The organism is Streptomyces sp. NPDC127038, from assembly GCF_042725875.1.
Classification (GTDB): domain Bacteria; phylum Actinomycetota; class Actinomycetes; order Streptomycetales; family Streptomycetaceae; genus Streptomyces.
The window spans coordinates 1-17507 of sequence record NZ_JBHXDQ010000079.1; the positions used below are offsets into that span (position 1 = coordinate 1).

Genomic DNA, 17507 nt, shown 5'->3' on the forward strand with positions numbered 1-17507 from the left:
CCGCCGCCCCCGGTGGGGAGCGGCGCGGGCCTCGGTGGGTGGGCCGGAGGTCAGGCGCCCGGGGGGATCCGGGACGGGCGTCCGCGGCCCCGCGTCAGCGAGTAGCCCCAGATGCCGGCGAGGGCCGCGAGGACGCCGCCGATCGCCGTCCACACCCAGCGGTCGGACCACCAGCCGGAACCGTCGGGCCGGAGCGAGGACAGCACCGCCGTCTTCGAACCGGAACCGTCGCCGGAGGTGTCGTCGGACGCGGACTTCACGGCGATGCCCGGGACCAGCGGCTTGGCGAGCGAGCCGTCGACCGCGGCCGAACCGCCGATGTCCTTGGAGTCCACCTGGAGTTCGGCGCTCATCGGCAGACCCAGATCGGTCGCCCCGAGCGCGGTGGCGGTCAGCCGGACGTAATAGGTGCCCGGCAGAGGGTCGTTGGCCCACTGCTCCGACCAGGCGCGCACGGTGCGCAGGGTGCAGGACAGCTCCACGGTGGACGCGTCCGCGCCCGCTGTCCGCGTCTGCGCCCCGTACTGACAGGCCTGACGGCGCCGCAGCCCGTCGTAGACGTCGATCTGCCAGGTCTCGGTGCCGGAGCGCTTGGACGCCTCCGGCAGCTTCACCGTGGCCTTCACGGTGGGCCGTTGGCCCGCGTCCGCGGCGAACTGCCAGTACAGGTAGTCACCCGTGGACGCGCCCGCGGTGGCCTGCACGCCCTGCCCGACCTCGGTCGCCGTACGGAACGACGTACCGGCCTCGGTGGGCGCGGAGCCGTCGTCCGAGGGGCTCGCGGACGGCGAGGCGTCGGCGAACGCGGGAGCCGCGGCCGCACCCAGCAGCGCGGGCGCCGCCAGGGCCCCCGCGAGGAGGGCGGCGGTGCTCAGTACACGTCGGATACGCATCAGTTGGTCCTCCAGACCGAGAACCGCCAGCGAGAGATCCAGCCCCACAGCAGGCCCGCGAGGAAGCCGGTCAGCACCAGGGCGCCGAGCAGCCACCAGCCGCGGCCGAGACCGAAGGAGGCGACGTCGCTCGCCTGGTCGGGGCCGCCGACGACGTCGACCGTCAGCTCCAGCGGCAGACCGGGCGTGGTCTTCACGCCGGGCGCGGCCGAGAAGGAGTTGGAGACCTGGAGGCACACGACCTCGGCCGGCGCGCTGTCGTCGTCGCTCGCGGCCTTCGGGTAGCGCAGACCGGTCGAGACGACGTCCGTGCGGCCGTTGCCGGCCGACTCGCCGCGCACGATCTCCCGGCCGTGCAGGGTCACGGCACGCAGCAGCACCCCGTAGTCGGGATTGACCTGGCGGTCGGCCGCGATGCTGACCGAGGCGCGCAGCTCCTTGCCGGGCGCGAGCTCCACCCGGTACCAGCGGTGCTGGGAGAACTCCTCACGGTCGGTGTAGATGCCCGACTTGACGGCGGGCGCCCCGGTGCACGAGTCGGCGCCCTGCACGGCCACCGGCTTCACCACCGGATCGGCGGCGCGGACCACCAACTGGTTGACCCGGTCGCTGAGCTGCTCCTTGTGCTCCACCGAGGTGTACGTGCCACCCGTGGCCTCGGCGATGCAGCTCAGCTGCTTGCTGACCTTGACGTCGGGGACCAGACCGAGGGTGTCGATGGTCAGGTCGATGCCCTTGGCCGCGATCTCGCGGGCCACCTGGCACGGGTCGAGGGGCTGGCAGGTGTCCTCGCCGTCGCTGATCAGCACGATGCGACGGGTGCCCTCACCGCCCTGGAGGTCGTCCGCCGCCTTGAGCAGCGCGGGACCTATCGGGGTCCAGCCGGTCGGGTTGAGCGTGGCGACCGCGGTCTTGGCCTCGGTGCGGTCCAGCGTCCCCACCGGGTACAGCTGGGCCGTGTCCTTGCAGCCCGTCTTGCGGTCGTCGCCCGCGTAGTTGGCGCCGAGGGTACGGATACCCAGCTGCACCTCCTGCGGGGTCGCGTCGAGTACTTCGTTGAACGCCTGCTTCGCCGCGGACATCCGCGACTCGCCGTCGATGTCCCGGGCCCGCATCGAACCGCTGACGTCCAGCAGGAGTTCGACCTTGGGTGCGGTCGCCGTGGTTTCGTCGGCGACCGCCCCGGCCGGGAAGGCGATCCCGGCGGCCAGGGCGGCGAGCAGGGCGCAGACGCCCGCCGCCAGCCGTTGTCTTGTGATCATCGGCGGATCCTATTGATCAAAGGTGCCGCTCGTAAAAACGAGAGGTGTCCCGCGTCAGGACGAGCCGGGTCCGCCGAGGGGCCGGGGGAGCAGAGTCCACAGGTCACCGGGGGTGCCGGGCGAAAGACGCATCAGTGTCAGCGCCTTGGCGGGAATCGGCTCCCCGAGGAGCGCGGGGAGGTCCGCGGTGCGCGGGAGATCCGCCGCGACCCCCAGCAGCGCCCGGCGCAGGGCGTCCGCCGAGCCCGCCGTGGCGCCGAGCGCGCCGCCGACGAGGGAACCGAAGAGCTTGCGGCGCAGGGCGGTCTCGTCGTCGGTCACGTTCCGCCCCGACAACTCCGGTACGGGGATGCCGTGGAGGGCGAGGCGGGCCGGGCTCACCCGGATGTCGGCCAGGTCGCGGTAGACGAGCCGGACGGGCCGGTCCGCGCGGTCCAGGATCACGAGCAGGTTCTGTCCGTGCGCCTCCAGGGCCACCCCGAGCTCCAGCAGTCGCAGCCCCGCGGTGAGCGCGAGCCGGGTGAACCCGGCCAGCCAGGCGGGGTCTTCGGGCAACCGGGTCAGTGGCAGGGCGGCCACCGGGACACACCGCTCGCCCTCGCCCGCGTACTCGTCGGGCGACTCCCGCACCACCGCGGCGAGATCGGGGGTGCCGGCGGTGGCCGCGCCGAGGGTGCGGGTGATGTGCAGCGGCGCGTCCAGACGGGCCGCCATCGCCTCCATGAACGCCGAGACCGTGTCCGCGGCGCGCACCGAGTAGACCGAGATGTCCCGGACCGACGAGGTCAGCCTGGTGCTCAGCGCCGTCTTCACATGCGGCCCCTCCGGCACCGCCAGGGTGCGCAGCGACATCAACGGACGCCCCGCGAACCCCTCCTGGACCGGTGTGTCCAGCACGTGGGCCACCTGCCAGGGGTGCACGGGGAGCAGCACCCGCTCCCCGTCCCGCAGCCACTTCGGCCACTCGCCCGTGACGAGGGCGTCGTCCACCGCCACCAGGTCCAGCCGGACGGAGGTGCGGTGCTCGGGCCCGTACGCGAGCTGCTCGGCCACCGAGAACCCCGGCCGGGAACGGCAGTTGGGGTGGTACGGATGCCCGTCGACGATCCGCTGCTCCCACGCCCAGCTCGCCTCGGACGGTCCGGGAACCCCGTCCGCCGTCCGGTCCGCCCGCGACAGCGCCAAGGAGGCCACGCTGTCGGCGAGTTCGGCCGAGAACGGGTCGCCGTGCGGCACGCCGAGCGCGCGGACGAGCGCCTCCGGCCGGTCGAACACCCGCTCTCCGAGCAGCACTTCGGCGACCCGTCCGGAGGTGTCGTACGGGTCGGGGAGCGGTCCGCGCAGCCGGCGGCCGTCCGTCAGCCACAGCGACAGGCCCTCGCGGTCCGCGTCCCGCCGGGCGATCCACGGCAGCGGCTCGTACGCCAGCGCGCGCCACAGCCGGGTCAGCACGGCGGCCCGGGCACCGGGCAGGGCCTTCGCGTAGGCCGCCGACAGTCCGGGGCGTACGACGCTCAGCTCCTCGGCGAACGCGGCCTCGGTGTCGGGCGTGGAGGGACGGGGCACGGGCGGGCTCCTCGGGTACGGGGACTGCGTCGTCATCGTCCGCCGCGGCGGAGATACTGATCACCAGTGCACCGTATGGATCGAACTAACCGGGTGGATCGCGTGGACTTCAAGCCGACCGTGTTCCCCGAGCTCACCGCGGGCGACATGGACGAGGCCGCCGACGCGTACGCCGCCGCGCCGTTGCTCAATTGTCTCCTTCGCGAGCTGGCCGAACCCACGGAGCGGCCGGGAGTCCACCGGCTGCGCGTGAGCGGCCGGACACTGCGCGTGCGCGGGACCCGGCGGCCCTACGCCCCCGAGACGCACGACGGCGCGGCCTGGCACCGGCTCACCCATCCGGAGCTGGTCGCCCTCGCCGCGGACGAGCTGCGCCTGTTCACCGGCGTCGACAACCCGACGCTGCCCGCGGAGATGACCGACAGCCGGGACGTCGTCGCCGCCCTGCTGCGCGCCCGAGCCCGTACGACGCCCCCCGAGGACCCGTATCTGCGCTCGGAACAGTCCCTGATCATGGGGCACCCGTACCACCCGGCGCCCAAGGCCCGTGGCGGCGGCCCGGCCGCCGGGTGGCTGCCGTACGCCCCCGAGGCCCGCACCCGCTTCCCGCTGGAGCTGCTCGCCGTGCGCGAGGACGCCGTCGTCGAGGAGGGCGACACCGGCGCCCTCGACGCCCTGGGGCGGGCCCCCGCCGGCTACCGCCTGCTGCCCGCCCACCCGTGGCAGCTGGCCCTGACCGGTGCCGTCCCGGCGGTCCGGGACGCCTTCGCGGACGGTCGGCTCCTGCGCCTCGGACGGACCGCGCGCCCGCTGTGGCCGACCGCCGCCGTGCGCACGCTCCACGCGCCGGAGGACGACCTGTTCCTCAAGTTCAGCCTCGACGTCCGCATCACCAACGACATCCGCCGGCTGTGGCGGCACGACCTGCTGAAGGCACGGGCCACCGACGCGGCCACCGCCGCCGCCTTCGCGGCGCAGGACGGGCCCGCCGCCTGGCTCAGCGACCGCGGCTGGCGCACCGCCGCCTTCGCCTTCGAGGAGCTCGCCGTCCTGGTCCGCGACGGACTGCGCGGCCACCTCGTGCCGGGGGCCGTCCCGCTGCTCGCCGCCGCCCTCGTGGAGGGCTTCGACGGCAGCCCGCTCGACCGGCTCACCGACCCCGCCGACTGGTGGGCCGCCTACCTCCGCCAGGTCGTGCCCCCGGTGCTGGAGGCCTTCGCCCGCCACGGAGTCGTCGTCGAGGCCCATCTGCAGAACACGGTCGTGGCCGTCGACGCGGACGGCCTGCCCGTGCAGGCCCTCTTCCGGGACGCCGAGGGCGTGAAACTGCTCCCCGGGGTGAGCCGCGCGGCCGGCTGGGAACGGCTCGTCTACTGCCTGGTCGTCAACCACCTCTCCGAGCTGGCCGCCCTCCTCGCCGAACGGTTCCCGGGCACGGACCCCTGGCCCGCCGTACGCCGGGAGCTCCGGCGCTGCGCCACGGACCTGGACCTCCCCGAGACCGCCGCGCTGCTCTCCTCGCCCACCCTGCCCGGCAAGACCAATCTGCTGCTGCGCTGGACGGACGCGGACGGCGCCGACGCCCGTTACGTACCGCTGCCGAATCCCCTGGCGGGACCGTGACACCGGATCTCCCGGAGCCGCCGGGAGTATTCCCGGGGTCGCGGCGCGTTGGAACCTGTCGTGGAACGTAGGACGGAAGAACCGTGGGGTCCCCGAACATGCTGAGGACGGTCGAGGCGACGCGCTATGTCGCACCCTTGCACTCCGGCGGCTCCGTGCCCGGAGTCGTCGAGGCCGACGACCTCGGGACGTACGTCGTGAAGTTCACGGGGGCCGCGCAGGGACACAAGGCGCTGGTCGCCGAGATCATCGTCGGCGAGCTGGCCCGGGCCCTCGGGCTGCGCTTCCCCGAGCTGGTCCTCGTCCGCTTCGATCCGTCCGTCGGCGGGCACGAACCCCATCAGGAGGTCCAGGACCTGCTGCGGGCCAGTGCCGGGCTCAACCTCGGCATGGACTACCTCCCGGGCGCGAAGGACTTCACCCCCGAGGTCGCGCGGACGTTCCGGGTGGACCCGCTGGAGGCGGGCAAGGTCGTCTGGCTGGACGCCCTCACCGTCAACGTGGACCGTACGGTGCACAGCTCGAACCTCATGGTCTGGCCCACCCTCGGTGTCGCGCCGCCCCGGCTGTGGCTGATCGACCACGGAGCCGCCCTCGTCTTCCACCACCGCTGGGACGCCTCGGCGCCGGACAAGGCCTACGACTTCAGGAGCCACGCGCTCGGCGGCCACGGCCCGGACACCCGCGCGGCCGACGCCGAGCTCGCCCCCGAGGTCACCGAGGAGCTGCTGCGCTCGGTCCTGGCGAAGGTGCCCGACGCCTGGCTCGTGGACGAGCCGGGCTTCACGAGCCCGGACGGGGTCCGCGACGCGTACACCGGCTATCTCCTCGCCCGTGTCCGCGCCTCGGCCGCCTGGCTCCCCACGGACTTCCCGAGCCGTGAACAGCTCGCCGCCGAGGACGCCGACCGCGCGCGGCGCACCCGGCGGGGCCGCCCGGACTGGCTCAAGCACGTCCCGGACCTGCACGGCAGACCGGCCGCGGAACAGGACTGGACGGTGCACCTGGGGTGACGGACCGGCCCGTGGGGCCCGGTCCGTCACGGCGTGCCCGCGGTCAGCCGGTCAGCTGCTCGTAGGCCGGCAGCGTCAGGAAGTCCGCGTAGTCCTCGTCCAGCGCGACCTTCAGGAGCAGGTCGTGCGCCTGCTGCCAGCGGCCGGCCGAGAAGGCCTCCTCGCCGATCTCGGCGCGGATGTCCGCGAGCTCCCGTGCGGCGATCTCCCGGGCCAGCTCCGGGGTGGCCGCCACGGTCCCTCCGTCGTGCTCGAAGACGACACCCGCGTTGATCCACTGCCAGATCTGCGAACGGGAGATCTCGGCGGTCGCCGCGTCCTCCATCAGGTTGAAGATGGCGACCGCGCCCAGACCGCGCAGCCAGGCCTCGATGTACCGGATGCCGACCTGGACGGCGTTGACCAGACCGTCGTACGTGGGCCGCGCGTCCAGCGAGTCGACGGCGATGAGGTCGCCGGCCGCGACCGACACGTCCTCGCGCAGCCTGTCCTTCTGGTTCGGCCGGTCGCCGAGGACCGCGTCGAAGGAGGCCATCGCGATCGGGACGAGGTCGGGGTGGGCCACCCACGAGCCGTCGAAGCCGTCTCCCGCCTCACGGTCCTTGTCCGCCTTGACCTTCTCGAAGGCCACCTTGTTGACCTGCTCGTCGCGCCGGGAGGGGATGAACGCGGCCATGCCCCCGATCGCGTGGGCGCCCCGCTTGTGGCAGGTACGGACGAGGAGTTCGGTGTACGCCCGCATGAACGGGGCCGTCATCGTGACCGCGTTGCGGTCCGGGAGGACGAACTTGGTGCCGCCGTCGCGGAAGTTCTTGACGATGGAGAAGAGGTAGTCCCAGCGGCCCGCGTTCAACCCCGAGGCGTGGTCGCGGAGTTCGTAGAGGATCTCGTCCATCTCGTACGCGGCCGTGATCGTCTCGATCAGGACGGTCGCCCGGACCGAGCCCTGCGGGACCCCGACGTAGTCCTGGGCGAAGACGAACACGTCGTTCCACAGGCGGGCTTCGAGGTGGGACTCGGTCTTGGGCAGATAGAAGTACGGGCCCTTGCCGAGGTCGAGCAGCCGCCGGGCGTTGTGGAAGAAGTAGAGGCCGAAGTCCACGAGGGCGCCCGGCACGGGCGTGCCGTCGGCGGCCACGAGGTGACGCTCGTTCAGATGCCAGCCGCGGGGCCGCATCACGACGGTCGCCAGCTCCGAGTCCGGCCCGAGGGCGTACGACTTGCCGGAGACCGGGTCGGTGAAGTCGATGTTCCGGGTGTAGGCGTCGATCAGGTTGATCTGGCCCTGGATCACGTTCTCCCACGTGGGTGCCGAGGCGTCCTCGAAGTCCGCGAGCCACACCCGGGCGCCGGAGTTGAGCGCGTTGACGGTCATCTTGCGGTCGGTGGGCCCGGTGATCTCGACCCGCCGGTCGTCGAGCGCGGCCGGGGCGGGTGCCACCCTCCAGGAGTCGTCCGCGCGGATCGCGGCGGTCTCCGGGAGGAAGTCGAGGGTGGAGGTGCGGGCGATCTCGGCGCGCCGCTCCGCGCGGCGGGCGAGGAGCTCGTCGCGCCGGGGCGTGAACAGCCGGTGCAGCTCGGCCACGAAGGCGAGGGCCTCCCCGGTGAGGACCTCCTCCTGCCGGGGCAGGGGCTCGGCGTCGACGATGGCCAGCGGGGACGGCGCTGGTGCGGACATGAGCGGTCACTTCCTTCAGCGAGCTTCGTGCGGGCGGGCCGGCCACGGGCGGGCCGCGTACGGGTCCTGCGGGCGCGCCGTGCACCGGTCGAACGAGCGAACCACGGACGGCGTCACCACGCCCGGCACTCCGCGCCGTGGCGTGCCGGGCCGTGGCGCGAGCGGCCGGCGCCGGATGCCTTCGGCGTGCTCCCGCCCGGAGGGGCGCTTCTGATCAGTGGATACTAATTTCCTCATGGTGGAAGTTCAATGGTTTGTTGATGTCGAGATTCTCCAGGTCGACGGAAGCCGTCCGGCGCCGCGGCCCGCTCATTCCAGGTGGACCAGGTCGGCCTCCGTGTCGATGTCGTACGCCCGGGCCACGTCCCCGCACTCGACGAGGGTGACCAGGTCGTCGTGGGCCTTCAGATAGGCGCGCGCCCCCCGGTCGCCGACGGCCGTGGCCGCGATCCCGGCCCAGTGACCGGCCCCGAACAGCACCGGATGGCCGCGCTCACCGTCGTACGCCGCCGCGGCGAGCGTCAGCGGGGACGCGTACACGGCCAGCACCCGGGCCACCGCCTCCGGGCCGATCCCCGGCTGGTCGACCAGCGACACCAGCGCGGCCCCCGCCCCCGAGTCCGCCAGCGAGTCGAGACCGGCCCGCAGCGAGGAGCCCATGCCCTCCTCCCAGCGGGGGTTGTCCACCAGGACGCACCCGGCCAGCGACGCCCGCTCCCGTACGGCATCGGCCCGCGCGCCGAGGACGACATGGACCCGGGCGCAGCCGCCCGCGCGCAGGACCCCCACCGCGTGCTCGACGAGCGGGCGCCCCCGATGGGGCAGGAGTGCCTTGGGACGCCCCCCGAGGCGCCGTCCGCCCCCGGCCGCCAGCACCAGCCCCGCCACCTCGTCCTTGTTCCGCGTCATGTCCCCTGCATACCCGAACCGACCGGAGCACGCCCCGGAACCGCGGCCGTCACCGCGGTGTCCCCGGGCTGAATTTCGGTCCGAGCGGTGGCGCCCGGCGCACCGGGTGGCGTTTACTGACCCGCGTCCCCCGGCGCCCGACCACCGCCACGGGGACCGGGAGCCGACATGAGCGGGACCGACGCACAGCGGCGCGCGAGGGGGGAGAGCCGTGTTGCGGAGCTTGGGGCAGAGACCGGTGACGGGCAGCGACGAGGATCCGAGGGTGGCGGAGTTGCGTACCGCCGTCGCCCGGCTGCGCCGTGAACTCGCCGTCCATCCCGTGGAGTTCCCCGACCGGGGGATCGCCGAGGACGAGCTCGCGTCCCTCGCCGCGATGGCCGCCGGAGGACTGCCGGAGATTCCCCGGCTGCGCCGCTCGCTCCTGCTGGTCGCGGGCGCGATCGGCTCGGTGAGCGCTCTCGCGACCCGCCTCGCGGACGTCCGCAGCGCGGTCGAGCTCTTCGGAGAGCCCCCGCACCGGCCCAGGCTCTAGCGGCCCCTGCGGATGACGCCTCGCTCGGTGGCCGCCGCGACCGCCGAGGTACGGGAGTCCACGCCCAGCTTCGCGTAGATGTGCACCAGATGGGACTTCACGGTCGCCTGGCTCAGGAACAGCTTCTTGCTGATCTGCTGGTTGGAGAGCCCGTCCTTGACCAGTTCGAGGACCTCCAGTTCGCGACGGCTGAGGGCGGCGGCGGGGGCGCGCATGCGGTCCATGAGCCGGTCGGCGACCTTCGGGGCGAGCGCCGAGTGACCGGAGGCCGCCGTGCGCACGGCGGCGGACAGTTCCTCCGGCGGGGCGTCCTTGAGGAGGTAGCCGCTGGCGCCCGCCTCGACCGCGGCGAGGATGTCCGCGTCGGTGTCGTACGTGGTCAGGACGAGGACCCGGGGCGCCCCGCGGTGAGTCGTGATGGCGGCCGTGGCCTGCGCCCCGTGCATCCCGGCGCCGAACTGGAGGTCCATGAGGACGACGTCGACGTCTCCTGCGCCGGCCCGCTCCACCGCGGCCTCCGCAGTCGCGGCCTCCGCGACGATCTCGAAGTCCGGCTCCGCGGACAGCACCGCGCGCAGTCCGGCGCGGACGACGGGGTGGTCGTCCGCGAGCAGCAGCCTGATGCTCACGCCCGGCTCCCCGCGGCACGGGCGGATCCGGCGCGCGATCCGGGCTGGTGCTCGGTGCCGGTGCCGGTGCCGGTGCCTGGCCCGGACCGGTGCTCGGTGCCTGTCCCGGGCCTGCGCTCGATGCCGGTCCCGGCCCGTGACCCGGACCCTGGCTCGTGCCCGCTGCCGGACCTGGGCGTGGTGCTGTCGGTGGGGGTCGTGGTCGTGGTCATGTTGGGGGCCGGGGCCGGGGCCGGGGCCGGGGCAGGTGTCGGGTCGGGGGCCGTGGCGGGCGTCTTCCCCCGGGCCGACGTCCCGGGTGCCGCCGTGGAAGCGGTCCCAGGCGCAGCCCCGGGCGGCTCCTCCGTGGTGGGCAGCGGCAGCGTCACCGCCACCGCCGTGCCCTGCCCGGGCGCCGACTCGACGGTGAACGTCCCGCCCAGCGACCGCGCGCGCGAGCGCATCGCCGGAAGCCCGAAGCCGCCGTCCGCGCCGTCCCGCTCCACGCCGTCCCCGCCCGGGCGTACGTCCCCGGGGGTGAACCCGGCGCCGTCGTCCACCACGTCCAGCGTGACCGAGGAGTCCATGAAGCTGAGCGTGATCTCCACGCGTTCGGCGTGTGCGTGCCGCAGGGTGTTGCCGAGGGCCGACTGCGCGATCCGCAGCAGGGCCACCTCGTACGGCGTCGGAAGCTCGGCCGGGGTGCCGCTCACCGAGAAGCGGACCTTCGGCGTGTCCACGGCGGCCGACCGGCACAGCCGCTCCAGCGCGCCGGCCAGCGAGCCGTGTTCCAGGTCGGGCGGGGTCAGCGCGCGGACGAAACGGCGGGCCTCCGCGAGGTTGTCCTGCGCGGTCGCCCGGGCCTGCTCCACGTACGGGGCTGCCGCGGAGTCCGAGGGCAGCAGACGCTGGGCGGCCCGCATCAGCAACTGGATGCTGGACAGGCCCTGGGCCAGGGTGTCGTGGATCTCGCGGGCGAGCCGCTCCCGTTCGGCGAGCGTCCCCGCGGCGCGCTCGGCCTCGGCCAGCTCGGCGCGGGTGGCGATCAGCTCCTCGATCAGCTCGCGGCGCCGCTCGCTCTCCCGGTACAGCGCCTCGTACCCGAGGACCGTGGCGACCGCGACCCCCGCGCCCAGCAGCGGACCGATGAACGCGCCGGGACTGAGCGGCGCCCCGTGTGCCACGCAGCTCGCGACGGCGGCCCCGGCGGTCAGGGCGACCGCGGGCAGGCTCCAGCGCACCGGCAGCAGGTGCAGTTGCAGGAAGTAGAGCGGGAACGCCACCCACAGCCCGTCCGGCGAGAGCGCGACCAGCACCAGCCAGCTCGCGCTGAGGGCGGCCACCCACAGCGCGGCCGTACGCCGGGAGCGGTGCACCGCGGGGGAGACCGCGCCCGCCACGAGCACGACGCCCGTCACCAGGACCGACAGGACGACCCCGGCCGGGTGCCCGGTGTCACCGGAGCGGACGGCGGCCAGCAGCAGGAGGCCCGCGAGCAGGACGTACAGACAGAGCCGCAGGACGGCGACGACGGGGGAGTGGCGGCGGACATTCATGGTCGTTCCAGGGTAGGCGGGACGCGGCCGACGCCCGTCAACCGAAAGGTTGAAAGGCGACCGCTCCCTTCGACGGCGGCGGACCGCTCCTTCGGCCCGGGGGAACCGTGCGGCGGGGCGATGCCCGGGACGGGGCCCGGGCGGCAGGGTCGAGGCATGTTCGTCGCATGGAGAGACCTCCGGTTCGCCAAGGGACGGTTCGCCCTGATGGGATCCGTTGTCGTACTGATCACCCTGCTCGTGGGGCTGCTGTCCGGGCTGACCGCCGGGCTCGCCGAGGAGAACACCTCGGCGGTGACCGGGCTGCCCGCCGACCATCTGGCCTTCGCCGCCCCGGCCGCCGGGCAGCCCGTGTCCTTCACCGGCGCGCGGGTGCCCGACCGTGCCCTGGAGACCTGGGCCGGCACCCCCGGCGTCGACTCGGCCGAGCCGATCGGCGTCCGCACCCTGAACGCGGCCGCCGGGAACCGTACGGCCGCGGTGTCCTCGTTCGGCGTGCGGCCGGGCTCGGGCCTCGCCCCGCCCGGGGTCGCACCCGGCCGGGCCGTGCTGTCCGAGAAGGCCGCCGCCGCGCTCGGAGTGACCGCCGGGGACCGGATACGGCTCGGCGGCACCGAGCAGACCGTCGCGGCCGTCACCGGCCGTGCCTCGTACAGCCACACCCCGGTCGTCTGGACCGACCTCTCCGGTACGGCGACCGCCATCGCCCTGCGCACCCACGGCGCCGACCTGCGGGAGGCCGACCGCGCCGCCGGCACGAAGACCTTCACCCGGGGCGACGCCCTCACCGCCATCGGCTCCTACCAGGCCGAGAACGGCTCCCTCCAGCTCATGCGCGGATTCCTCTTCGTCATCTCGGCGCTCGTCACCGGGGCGTTCTTCACCGTCTGGACGATCCAGCGGTCGCCCGACATCGCGGTCCTGAAGGCGCTGGGCGCCTCCACCCCGTATCTGCTGCGCGACGCGCTCGGCCAGGCGGTGGTCATGCTCGCCGCCGGGACGCTGCTCGGCACCGGGCTCGCCGCCGCCGCGGGCGCGCTCGTCCGGGGCGGCGGCGACGTGCCGTTCGCCCTGGACGCCTCGACCGTGCTCGGACCGGCCGCCGTCACCATCGCGCTCGGCGCGCTGGGCGCGGGCCTGTCCGTCCGCCGGATCACCGCCGTCGACCCCCTGACCGCGCTGGCGAGCGCCCGATGAGAACGGAAGAACCTCCGATGAGCCTGGCCCTCGACGACGTCACCCTCACCTACCCCGACGGCGACGGCCGGCTGACCGCCCTGGACGGTGTCGGCCTCCTGGTACCGGCCGGAACGACGACAGCCGTCGTCGGGCCCTCCGGCTCCGGCAAGTCCAGCCTCCTCGCGGTCGCCGCGACCCTGGTCGCCCCGGACCGCGGGCGCGTTCTGGTCGGCGGTACGGAGACGGGGGCGCTGACCCGCGCCGAGCGGGCCGTGCTGCGGCGGCGCGAGATCGGCATCGTGTTCCAGCAGCCGAACCTGCTGCCCTCGCTGACCGCCCTTGAGCAGCTCCAGGTGATGGGGCACCTGGACGGGCGGCGCCAGGTCGCCCGGCGCGCACAGGAGTTGCTGGACGCGGTCGGGCTCGGCGGCCTCGCGCACCGGCGCCCCCATCAGCTGTCCGGTGGTCAGCGGCAGCGGGTGAACATCGCCCGGGCCCTCGTCAACGAGCCGTCCGTGCTCCTGGTCGACGAGCCGACCAGCGCCCTCGATCACGAACGCGGCACCGCGGTGCTCGATCTGCTGCTCCGGCTCACGCGCGAACGCGGTACGGCGACGGTCCTCGTGACGCACGACCGCGCCCACCTCGGCGAGGTGGACGCGGTACGGGAGATGAGGGACGGGCGCCTGGAGGAACCCGTCGCCGCGCCCGTCGCGGGGCGCGGGGCGGAATGAGACTCAGCCGGCGCCCGGGCCCGAACTGGCCAGGGCCTCCGACAGTTCGGCGGCCACCTGCTGGAGGACCGGCACGATCCTGTCGGTGGCGTCCTCGGTGACGCGGCCGGCCGGGCCGGAAATCGAGATCGCGGCGGCGGTCGGGGAGTCGGGCACGGAGACGGCCAGACAGCGGACGCCGATCTCCTGCTCGTTGTCGTCGACCGCGTAGCCGCTCCGGCGGACCTCGGCGAGCGCGGCGAGGAAGCCGTCCGGTGTGGTGATCGTCTTGTCCGTCGCGGCGGGCATGCCCGTACGGGAGAGCAGCGCGCGCACCTCGTCGTCCGGGGTGTTGGCCAGAAGGGCCTTGCCGACACCCGTGGAGTGCGGCAGCACCCGGCGGCCCACCTCGGTGAACATGCGCATCGAGTGCTTGGACGGCACCTGGGCCACGTAGACGATCTCGTCCCCGTCGAGCAGCGCCATGTTCGCGGTCTCGCCGGTCTCCTCCACCAGACGCGCCAGATAGGGGCGGGCCCAGGTGCCGAGCAGCCGGGAGGCGGACTCGCCGAGCCGGATCAGGCGGGGGCCGAGCGCGTACCGGCGGTTGGCCTGCTGCCGTACGTAACCGCAGGCCACGAGGGTGCGCATCAGCCGGTGGATGGTGGGCAGCGGCAGACCGCTGCTCGCGGAGAGCTCGCTCAGCCCGACCTCGCCCCCGGCGTCCGCCATGCGCTCCAGCAGATCGAAGGCGCGCTCGAGGGACTGGACGCCACCACTGGCGGCGGAGGATCGGGCGTCGGTGGTGCTGGCGCTGGACGGCGGCACGGCGGCGGTCCTTTCGGGGCGCGGGATCGAGCGGGGTGACCCGAAGACTCTCGAAGGGGGCGGCGGCGGGGCGGGCAGAAGCGCAGCCTACCCGGCACCGGATCGGCCGCCGGGTAGGGTACAAGCCCACTCTGCTCTACGGAAGTGGAGTTCCGCAATACGGAATCCCTCTGTCCGGGTGCGCCCGGTGGCCCGTCGGGTCCGGGCCGGGCGAGGGTGGTGGAGGGGCCTCTTGACGGCGGGGATCCCGAAGTGAAGACTCCTTCAACAGAACGTTGAATTCCGTGACGCGGAAGCAACCCGGCGGCAACGGAGTCGACACAGGCGGAGAGAGGGGTCCGGGTGTCCGAAGCCGAACTGGTGCTGCGCTCGACGCGTGTCATCACCCCCGAGGGGACACGCGCCGCGTCGGTCGCGGTCGCCGCGGGGAAGATCACGGCCGTGCTGCCGTACGACGCCGGGGTGCCGGCCGGAGCACGGTCGCAGGACCTCGGTGACGACGTCCTGCTGCCCGGCCTGGTCGACACCCACGTGCATGTGAACGACCCCGGCCGCACCGAGTGGGAGGGGTTCTGGACCGCGACCCGCGCCGCGGCCGCCGGCGGCATCACCACGCTGATCGACATGCCGCTCAACTCCCTCCCGCCGACGACGACGGTCGACGGTCTCCGTACGAAGCGGGACGTCGCCCGCTCCAAGGCGCACGTCGACGTCGGCTTCTGGGGCGGAGCGCTGCCCGGCAACGTCAAGGATCTCCAACCTCTGCACGACGCGGGGGTGTTCGGCTTCAAGGCGTTCCTCTCCCCCTCAGGGGTCGAGGAGTTCCCCGAACTGGACCAGGAGCAGCTCGCCCGTTCCCTCGCCGAGATCGCCGGTTTCGGCGGCCTGCTGATCGTGCACGCCGAGGATCCGCACCACCTGGCCGCCGCCCCGCAGAAGGGCGGCCCCCGCTACGCCGACTTCCTCGCCTCGCGCCCCCGTGACGCCGAGGACACCGCCATCGAGGGCCTGATCGCGCTGGCCGGGCGCCTCGGCGCGCGGGTGCACGTCCTGCACCTGTCGTCGAGCGACGCGCTCCCGCTGATCGCGGCGGCCAGGGCGGACGGTGTCCGGCTCACGGTGGAGACCTGCCCGCACTACCTCACCCTGACCGCCGAGCAAGTCCCGGACGGCGCCAGCGAGTTCAAGTGCTGCCCGCCCATCCGTGAGGCCGCCAACCAGGACCTGCTGTGGCGGGCGCTGGCCGACGGGACGATCGACTGCGTGGTCACCGACCACTCGCCGTCCACCGCCGACCTCAAGACGGACGACTTCGCCACCGCGTGGGGCGGCATCTCCGGCCTCCAGCTGAGCCTGTCCGCCGTCTGGACCGAGGCCCGCAGGCGCGGCCACGGCCTGGAGGACGTGGTCCGCTGGATGTCCTCCCGTACGGCGGAACTGGTCGGCCTCGGCGGCCGCAAGGGCGCCATCGCGGCGGGCCACGACGCCGACTTCGCGGTGTTCGCCCCCGACGAGTCCTTCACCGTCGACCCCGCCGCGCTCCAGCACCGCAACCGGGTGACGGCGTACGCGGGCAGGACCCTCGACGGGGTCGTGCGGTCGACCTGGCTGCGCGGTGAACGGGTCTTCGCGGACGGCGAGTTCACCGGTCCCCAGGGTCATCTGCTGACCCGTACGCCCTAGTTCCCCCCCCCGCCCCCCCACCGGCCGGACTCCAGAAAGGAACCCCTGATCACCGTGACGGCGACCCAGAGCTTCACCGGAGACGCGAAACCCTACGGAGGCGGTGACCCGTACGCGGACTACCGCACCGCCGACTTCCCGTTCACCCGGTACGCCGATCTGGCCGACCGGCGGCTCGGCGCGGGTGTCGTCGCCGCCAACGACGAGTTCTTCGCCCAGCGCGAGAACCTCCTGCTGCCCGGGGCGGCGGAGTTCGACCCCGAGCACTTCGGCCACAAGGGCAAGATCATGGACGGCTGGGAGACCCGGCGGCGCCGCGGTGCCTCGGCCGAGCACCCGTGGCCGACCGCCGAGGACCACGACTGGGCCCTCGTACGACTCGGCGCCCCCGGTGTCGTCCGCGGGATCGTCGTCGACACGGCGCACTTCCGCGGCAACTACCCGCAGGCGGTGTCGGTCGAGGGGGTCTCGGTCCCCGGTTCGCCCTCGCCCGAGGAACTCCTCGCGGACGAGGTGAAGTGGACGACCCTGGTCCCGCGCACGCCGGTCGGCGGTCACGCGGCCAACGGGTTCGCCGTCTCCGTGGAGCAGCGGTTCACCCACCTGCGCGTCAACCAGCACCCCGACGGGGGCATCGCGCGGCTGCGGGTGTACGGGGAGGTCGTGCCGGACCCACGCTGGCTGTCCGCCCTCGGCACCTTCGACGTGGTCGCCCTGGAGAACGGCGGCCGGGTCGAGGACGCCTCCGACCTCTTCTACTCACCCGCCACCAACACCATCCAGCCGGGGCGTTCGCGCAAGATGGACGACGGCTGGGAGACGCGCCGGCGCCGCGACGAGGGCCACGACTGGATCCGCTACCGGCTCGTCGCCCCGTCCGAGATCCGGGCCGTCGAGATCGACACCGCGTATCTGAAGGGCAACAGCGCAGGGTGGGCCTCGGTGTCGGTGCGCGGCGGCGGCGAAGGGGAGGCGGGGGAGTGGACGGAGATCCTGCCCCGCACCCGCCTCCAGCCCGACACCAACCACCGCTTCACCCTCACGGCACCCGCCGTCGCCACGCACGCGCGCGTCGACATCTTCCCGGACGGCGGAATCTCCCGCCTGCGCCTCTTCGGCTCCCTCACGGAGGAAGGGGAATCGGCCCTGCGGACCCGGCACCGGGAACTGGGCGGCTGAGCGGTCGGGTTGGGGGCGGTCGGTCCGGGACGGGACACGGCCTGACGCGAGGGTGTTCGCGCGCACACGGCGCGAACACCCTTTGCCCGCCCGCCCCTTGCCCGGCCCTCTGCCGCTCTTGGCGGCCCGACGCGGGCCTGCCCGCGACGCATGGGCTGCTACTGCTGCCGGACCGTCCCGCCGGTGGCGCCCGCGACGCCCCCGACGCCCGCGACGCCCGGGCAGGCCGGTCAGGCCGACACCCGCTCCTGCTCCCGCTCCCGCTCCTGCTCCTGCTCCCGC

General features: G+C 73.8%; 14 protein-coding genes and 1 pseudogene. 7 read left to right on the forward strand and 8 right to left on the reverse strand.

Features of this window, described 5'->3' with window-relative positions; genetic code table 11:
* Nucleotides 1-50: 50 nt before the first annotated feature.
* Genes ACFWI4_RS35980 through ACFWI4_RS35990 form a run of 3 tightly spaced genes read right to left on the reverse strand, consistent with a single transcriptional unit; the run spans nt 51 to nt 3757 of the window.
* A complete protein-coding gene (locus tag ACFWI4_RS35980; protein WP_385394767.1) occupies nt 51-893 on the reverse strand; it encodes a hypothetical protein in 843 nt (280 codons plus the stop codon).
* The gene (locus ACFWI4_RS35985) at nt 893-2155 is read right to left on the reverse strand and encodes a VWA domain-containing protein (RefSeq protein WP_387205200.1); all 1263 of its coding nucleotides are present in this window, start codon (nt 2153-2155) and stop codon (nt 893-895) included. The genes ACFWI4_RS35980 and ACFWI4_RS35985 overlap by 1 nt, the downstream gene beginning before the upstream one ends.
* A 54-nt stretch (nt 2156-2209) precedes the next feature.
* The gene (locus ACFWI4_RS35990) at nt 2210-3757 is read right to left on the reverse strand and encodes an IucA/IucC family protein (RefSeq protein ID WP_387205202.1); all 1548 of its coding nucleotides are present in this window, start codon (nt 3755-3757) and stop codon (nt 2210-2212) included.
* A gap of 39 nt (nt 3758-3796) precedes the next feature.
* Here ACFWI4_RS35990 and ACFWI4_RS35995 point away from each other — a divergent pair, with 39 nt between their 5' ends.
* Together ACFWI4_RS35995 and ACFWI4_RS36000 are read left to right on the forward strand one after the other, a co-directional pair.
* Complete coding sequence (locus ACFWI4_RS35995; RefSeq protein WP_387205204.1) at nt 3797-5344, forward strand: IucA/IucC family protein; 1548 nt, start codon at nt 3797-3799, stop codon at nt 5342-5344.
* 98 nt (nt 5345-5442) lie between these two features.
* Nucleotides 5443-6357 carry a HipA family kinase gene (locus tag ACFWI4_RS36000; RefSeq protein ID WP_387205255.1) on the forward strand — a complete coding sequence of 305 codons (915 nt, stop codon included), beginning with the start codon at nt 5443-5445 and terminating at the stop codon, nt 6355-6357.
* Nucleotides 6358-6400: 43 nt separating this feature from the next.
* Here the strand turns inward: ACFWI4_RS36000 and aceB are convergent, their stop codons facing one another.
* Together aceB and ACFWI4_RS36010 are read right to left on the reverse strand one after the other, a co-directional pair.
* Nucleotides 6401-8035, reverse strand: a complete 1635-nt coding sequence (gene aceB, locus ACFWI4_RS36005) for a malate synthase A (RefSeq protein ID WP_387205206.1) — start codon at nt 8033-8035, stop codon at nt 6401-6403.
* Nucleotides 8036-8344: 309 nt separating this feature from the next.
* Nucleotides 8345-8944 carry an NTP transferase domain-containing protein gene (locus tag ACFWI4_RS36010; RefSeq protein ID WP_387205208.1) on the reverse strand — a complete coding sequence of 200 codons (600 nt, stop codon included), beginning with the start codon at nt 8942-8944 and terminating at the stop codon, nt 8345-8347.
* Nucleotides 8945-9155: 211 nt separating this feature from the next.
* On the opposite strand from ACFWI4_RS36010, the gene ACFWI4_RS36015 reads away from it, so the two are divergent.
* Entirely contained in the window at nt 9156-9479 is a 324-nt protein-coding gene (locus ACFWI4_RS36015; protein ID WP_385394797.1) for a DUF5955 family protein, read from the forward strand.
* Here ACFWI4_RS36015 and ACFWI4_RS36020 read toward each other — a convergent pair.
* Both ACFWI4_RS36020 and ACFWI4_RS36025 read right to left on the reverse strand, forming a co-directional pair.
* Nucleotides 9476-10108, reverse strand: coding sequence for a response regulator (locus ACFWI4_RS36020; protein WP_387205210.1), 633 nt, complete (start codon nt 10106-10108; stop codon nt 9476-9478). The genes ACFWI4_RS36015 and ACFWI4_RS36020 overlap by 4 nt on opposite strands.
* Nucleotides 10109-10458: 350 nt before the next feature.
* Nucleotides 10459-11643, reverse strand: a pseudogene (locus tag ACFWI4_RS36025) (sensor histidine kinase); the annotation flags it as partial.
* Nucleotides 11644-11799: 156 nt separating this feature from the next.
* On the opposite strand from ACFWI4_RS36025, the gene ACFWI4_RS36030 reads away from it, so the two are divergent.
* Entirely contained in the window at nt 11800-12840 is a 1041-nt protein-coding gene (locus tag ACFWI4_RS36030; protein ID WP_387205212.1) for an ABC transporter permease, read from the forward strand.
* Nucleotides 12841-12857: 17 nt separating this feature from the next.
* Nucleotides 12858-13556: an ABC transporter ATP-binding protein gene (locus tag ACFWI4_RS36035; RefSeq protein WP_387205214.1), complete on the forward strand. Its 699-nt coding sequence runs from the start codon at nt 12858-12860 to the stop codon at nt 13554-13556.
* 3 nt (nt 13557-13559) lie between these two features.
* Here ACFWI4_RS36035 and ACFWI4_RS36040 read toward each other — a convergent pair whose 3' ends face one another.
* Nucleotides 13560-14363, reverse strand: coding sequence for an IclR family transcriptional regulator (locus ACFWI4_RS36040; RefSeq protein ID WP_387205216.1), 804 nt, complete (start codon nt 14361-14363; stop codon nt 13560-13562).
* Nucleotides 14364-14705: 342 nt separating this feature from the next.
* On the opposite strand from ACFWI4_RS36040, the gene allB reads away from it, so the two are divergent.
* A complete protein-coding gene (gene allB, locus ACFWI4_RS36045; RefSeq protein WP_387205218.1) occupies nt 14706-16046 on the forward strand; it encodes an allantoinase AllB in 1341 nt (446 codons plus the stop codon).
* 54 nt (nt 16047-16100) lie between these two features.
* Nucleotides 16101-17225: an allantoicase gene (gene alc / locus ACFWI4_RS36050; protein ID WP_387205220.1), complete on the forward strand. Its 1125-nt coding sequence runs from the start codon at nt 16101-16103 to the stop codon at nt 17223-17225.
* The last annotated feature ends 282 nt before the right edge of the window (nt 17226-17507 follow it).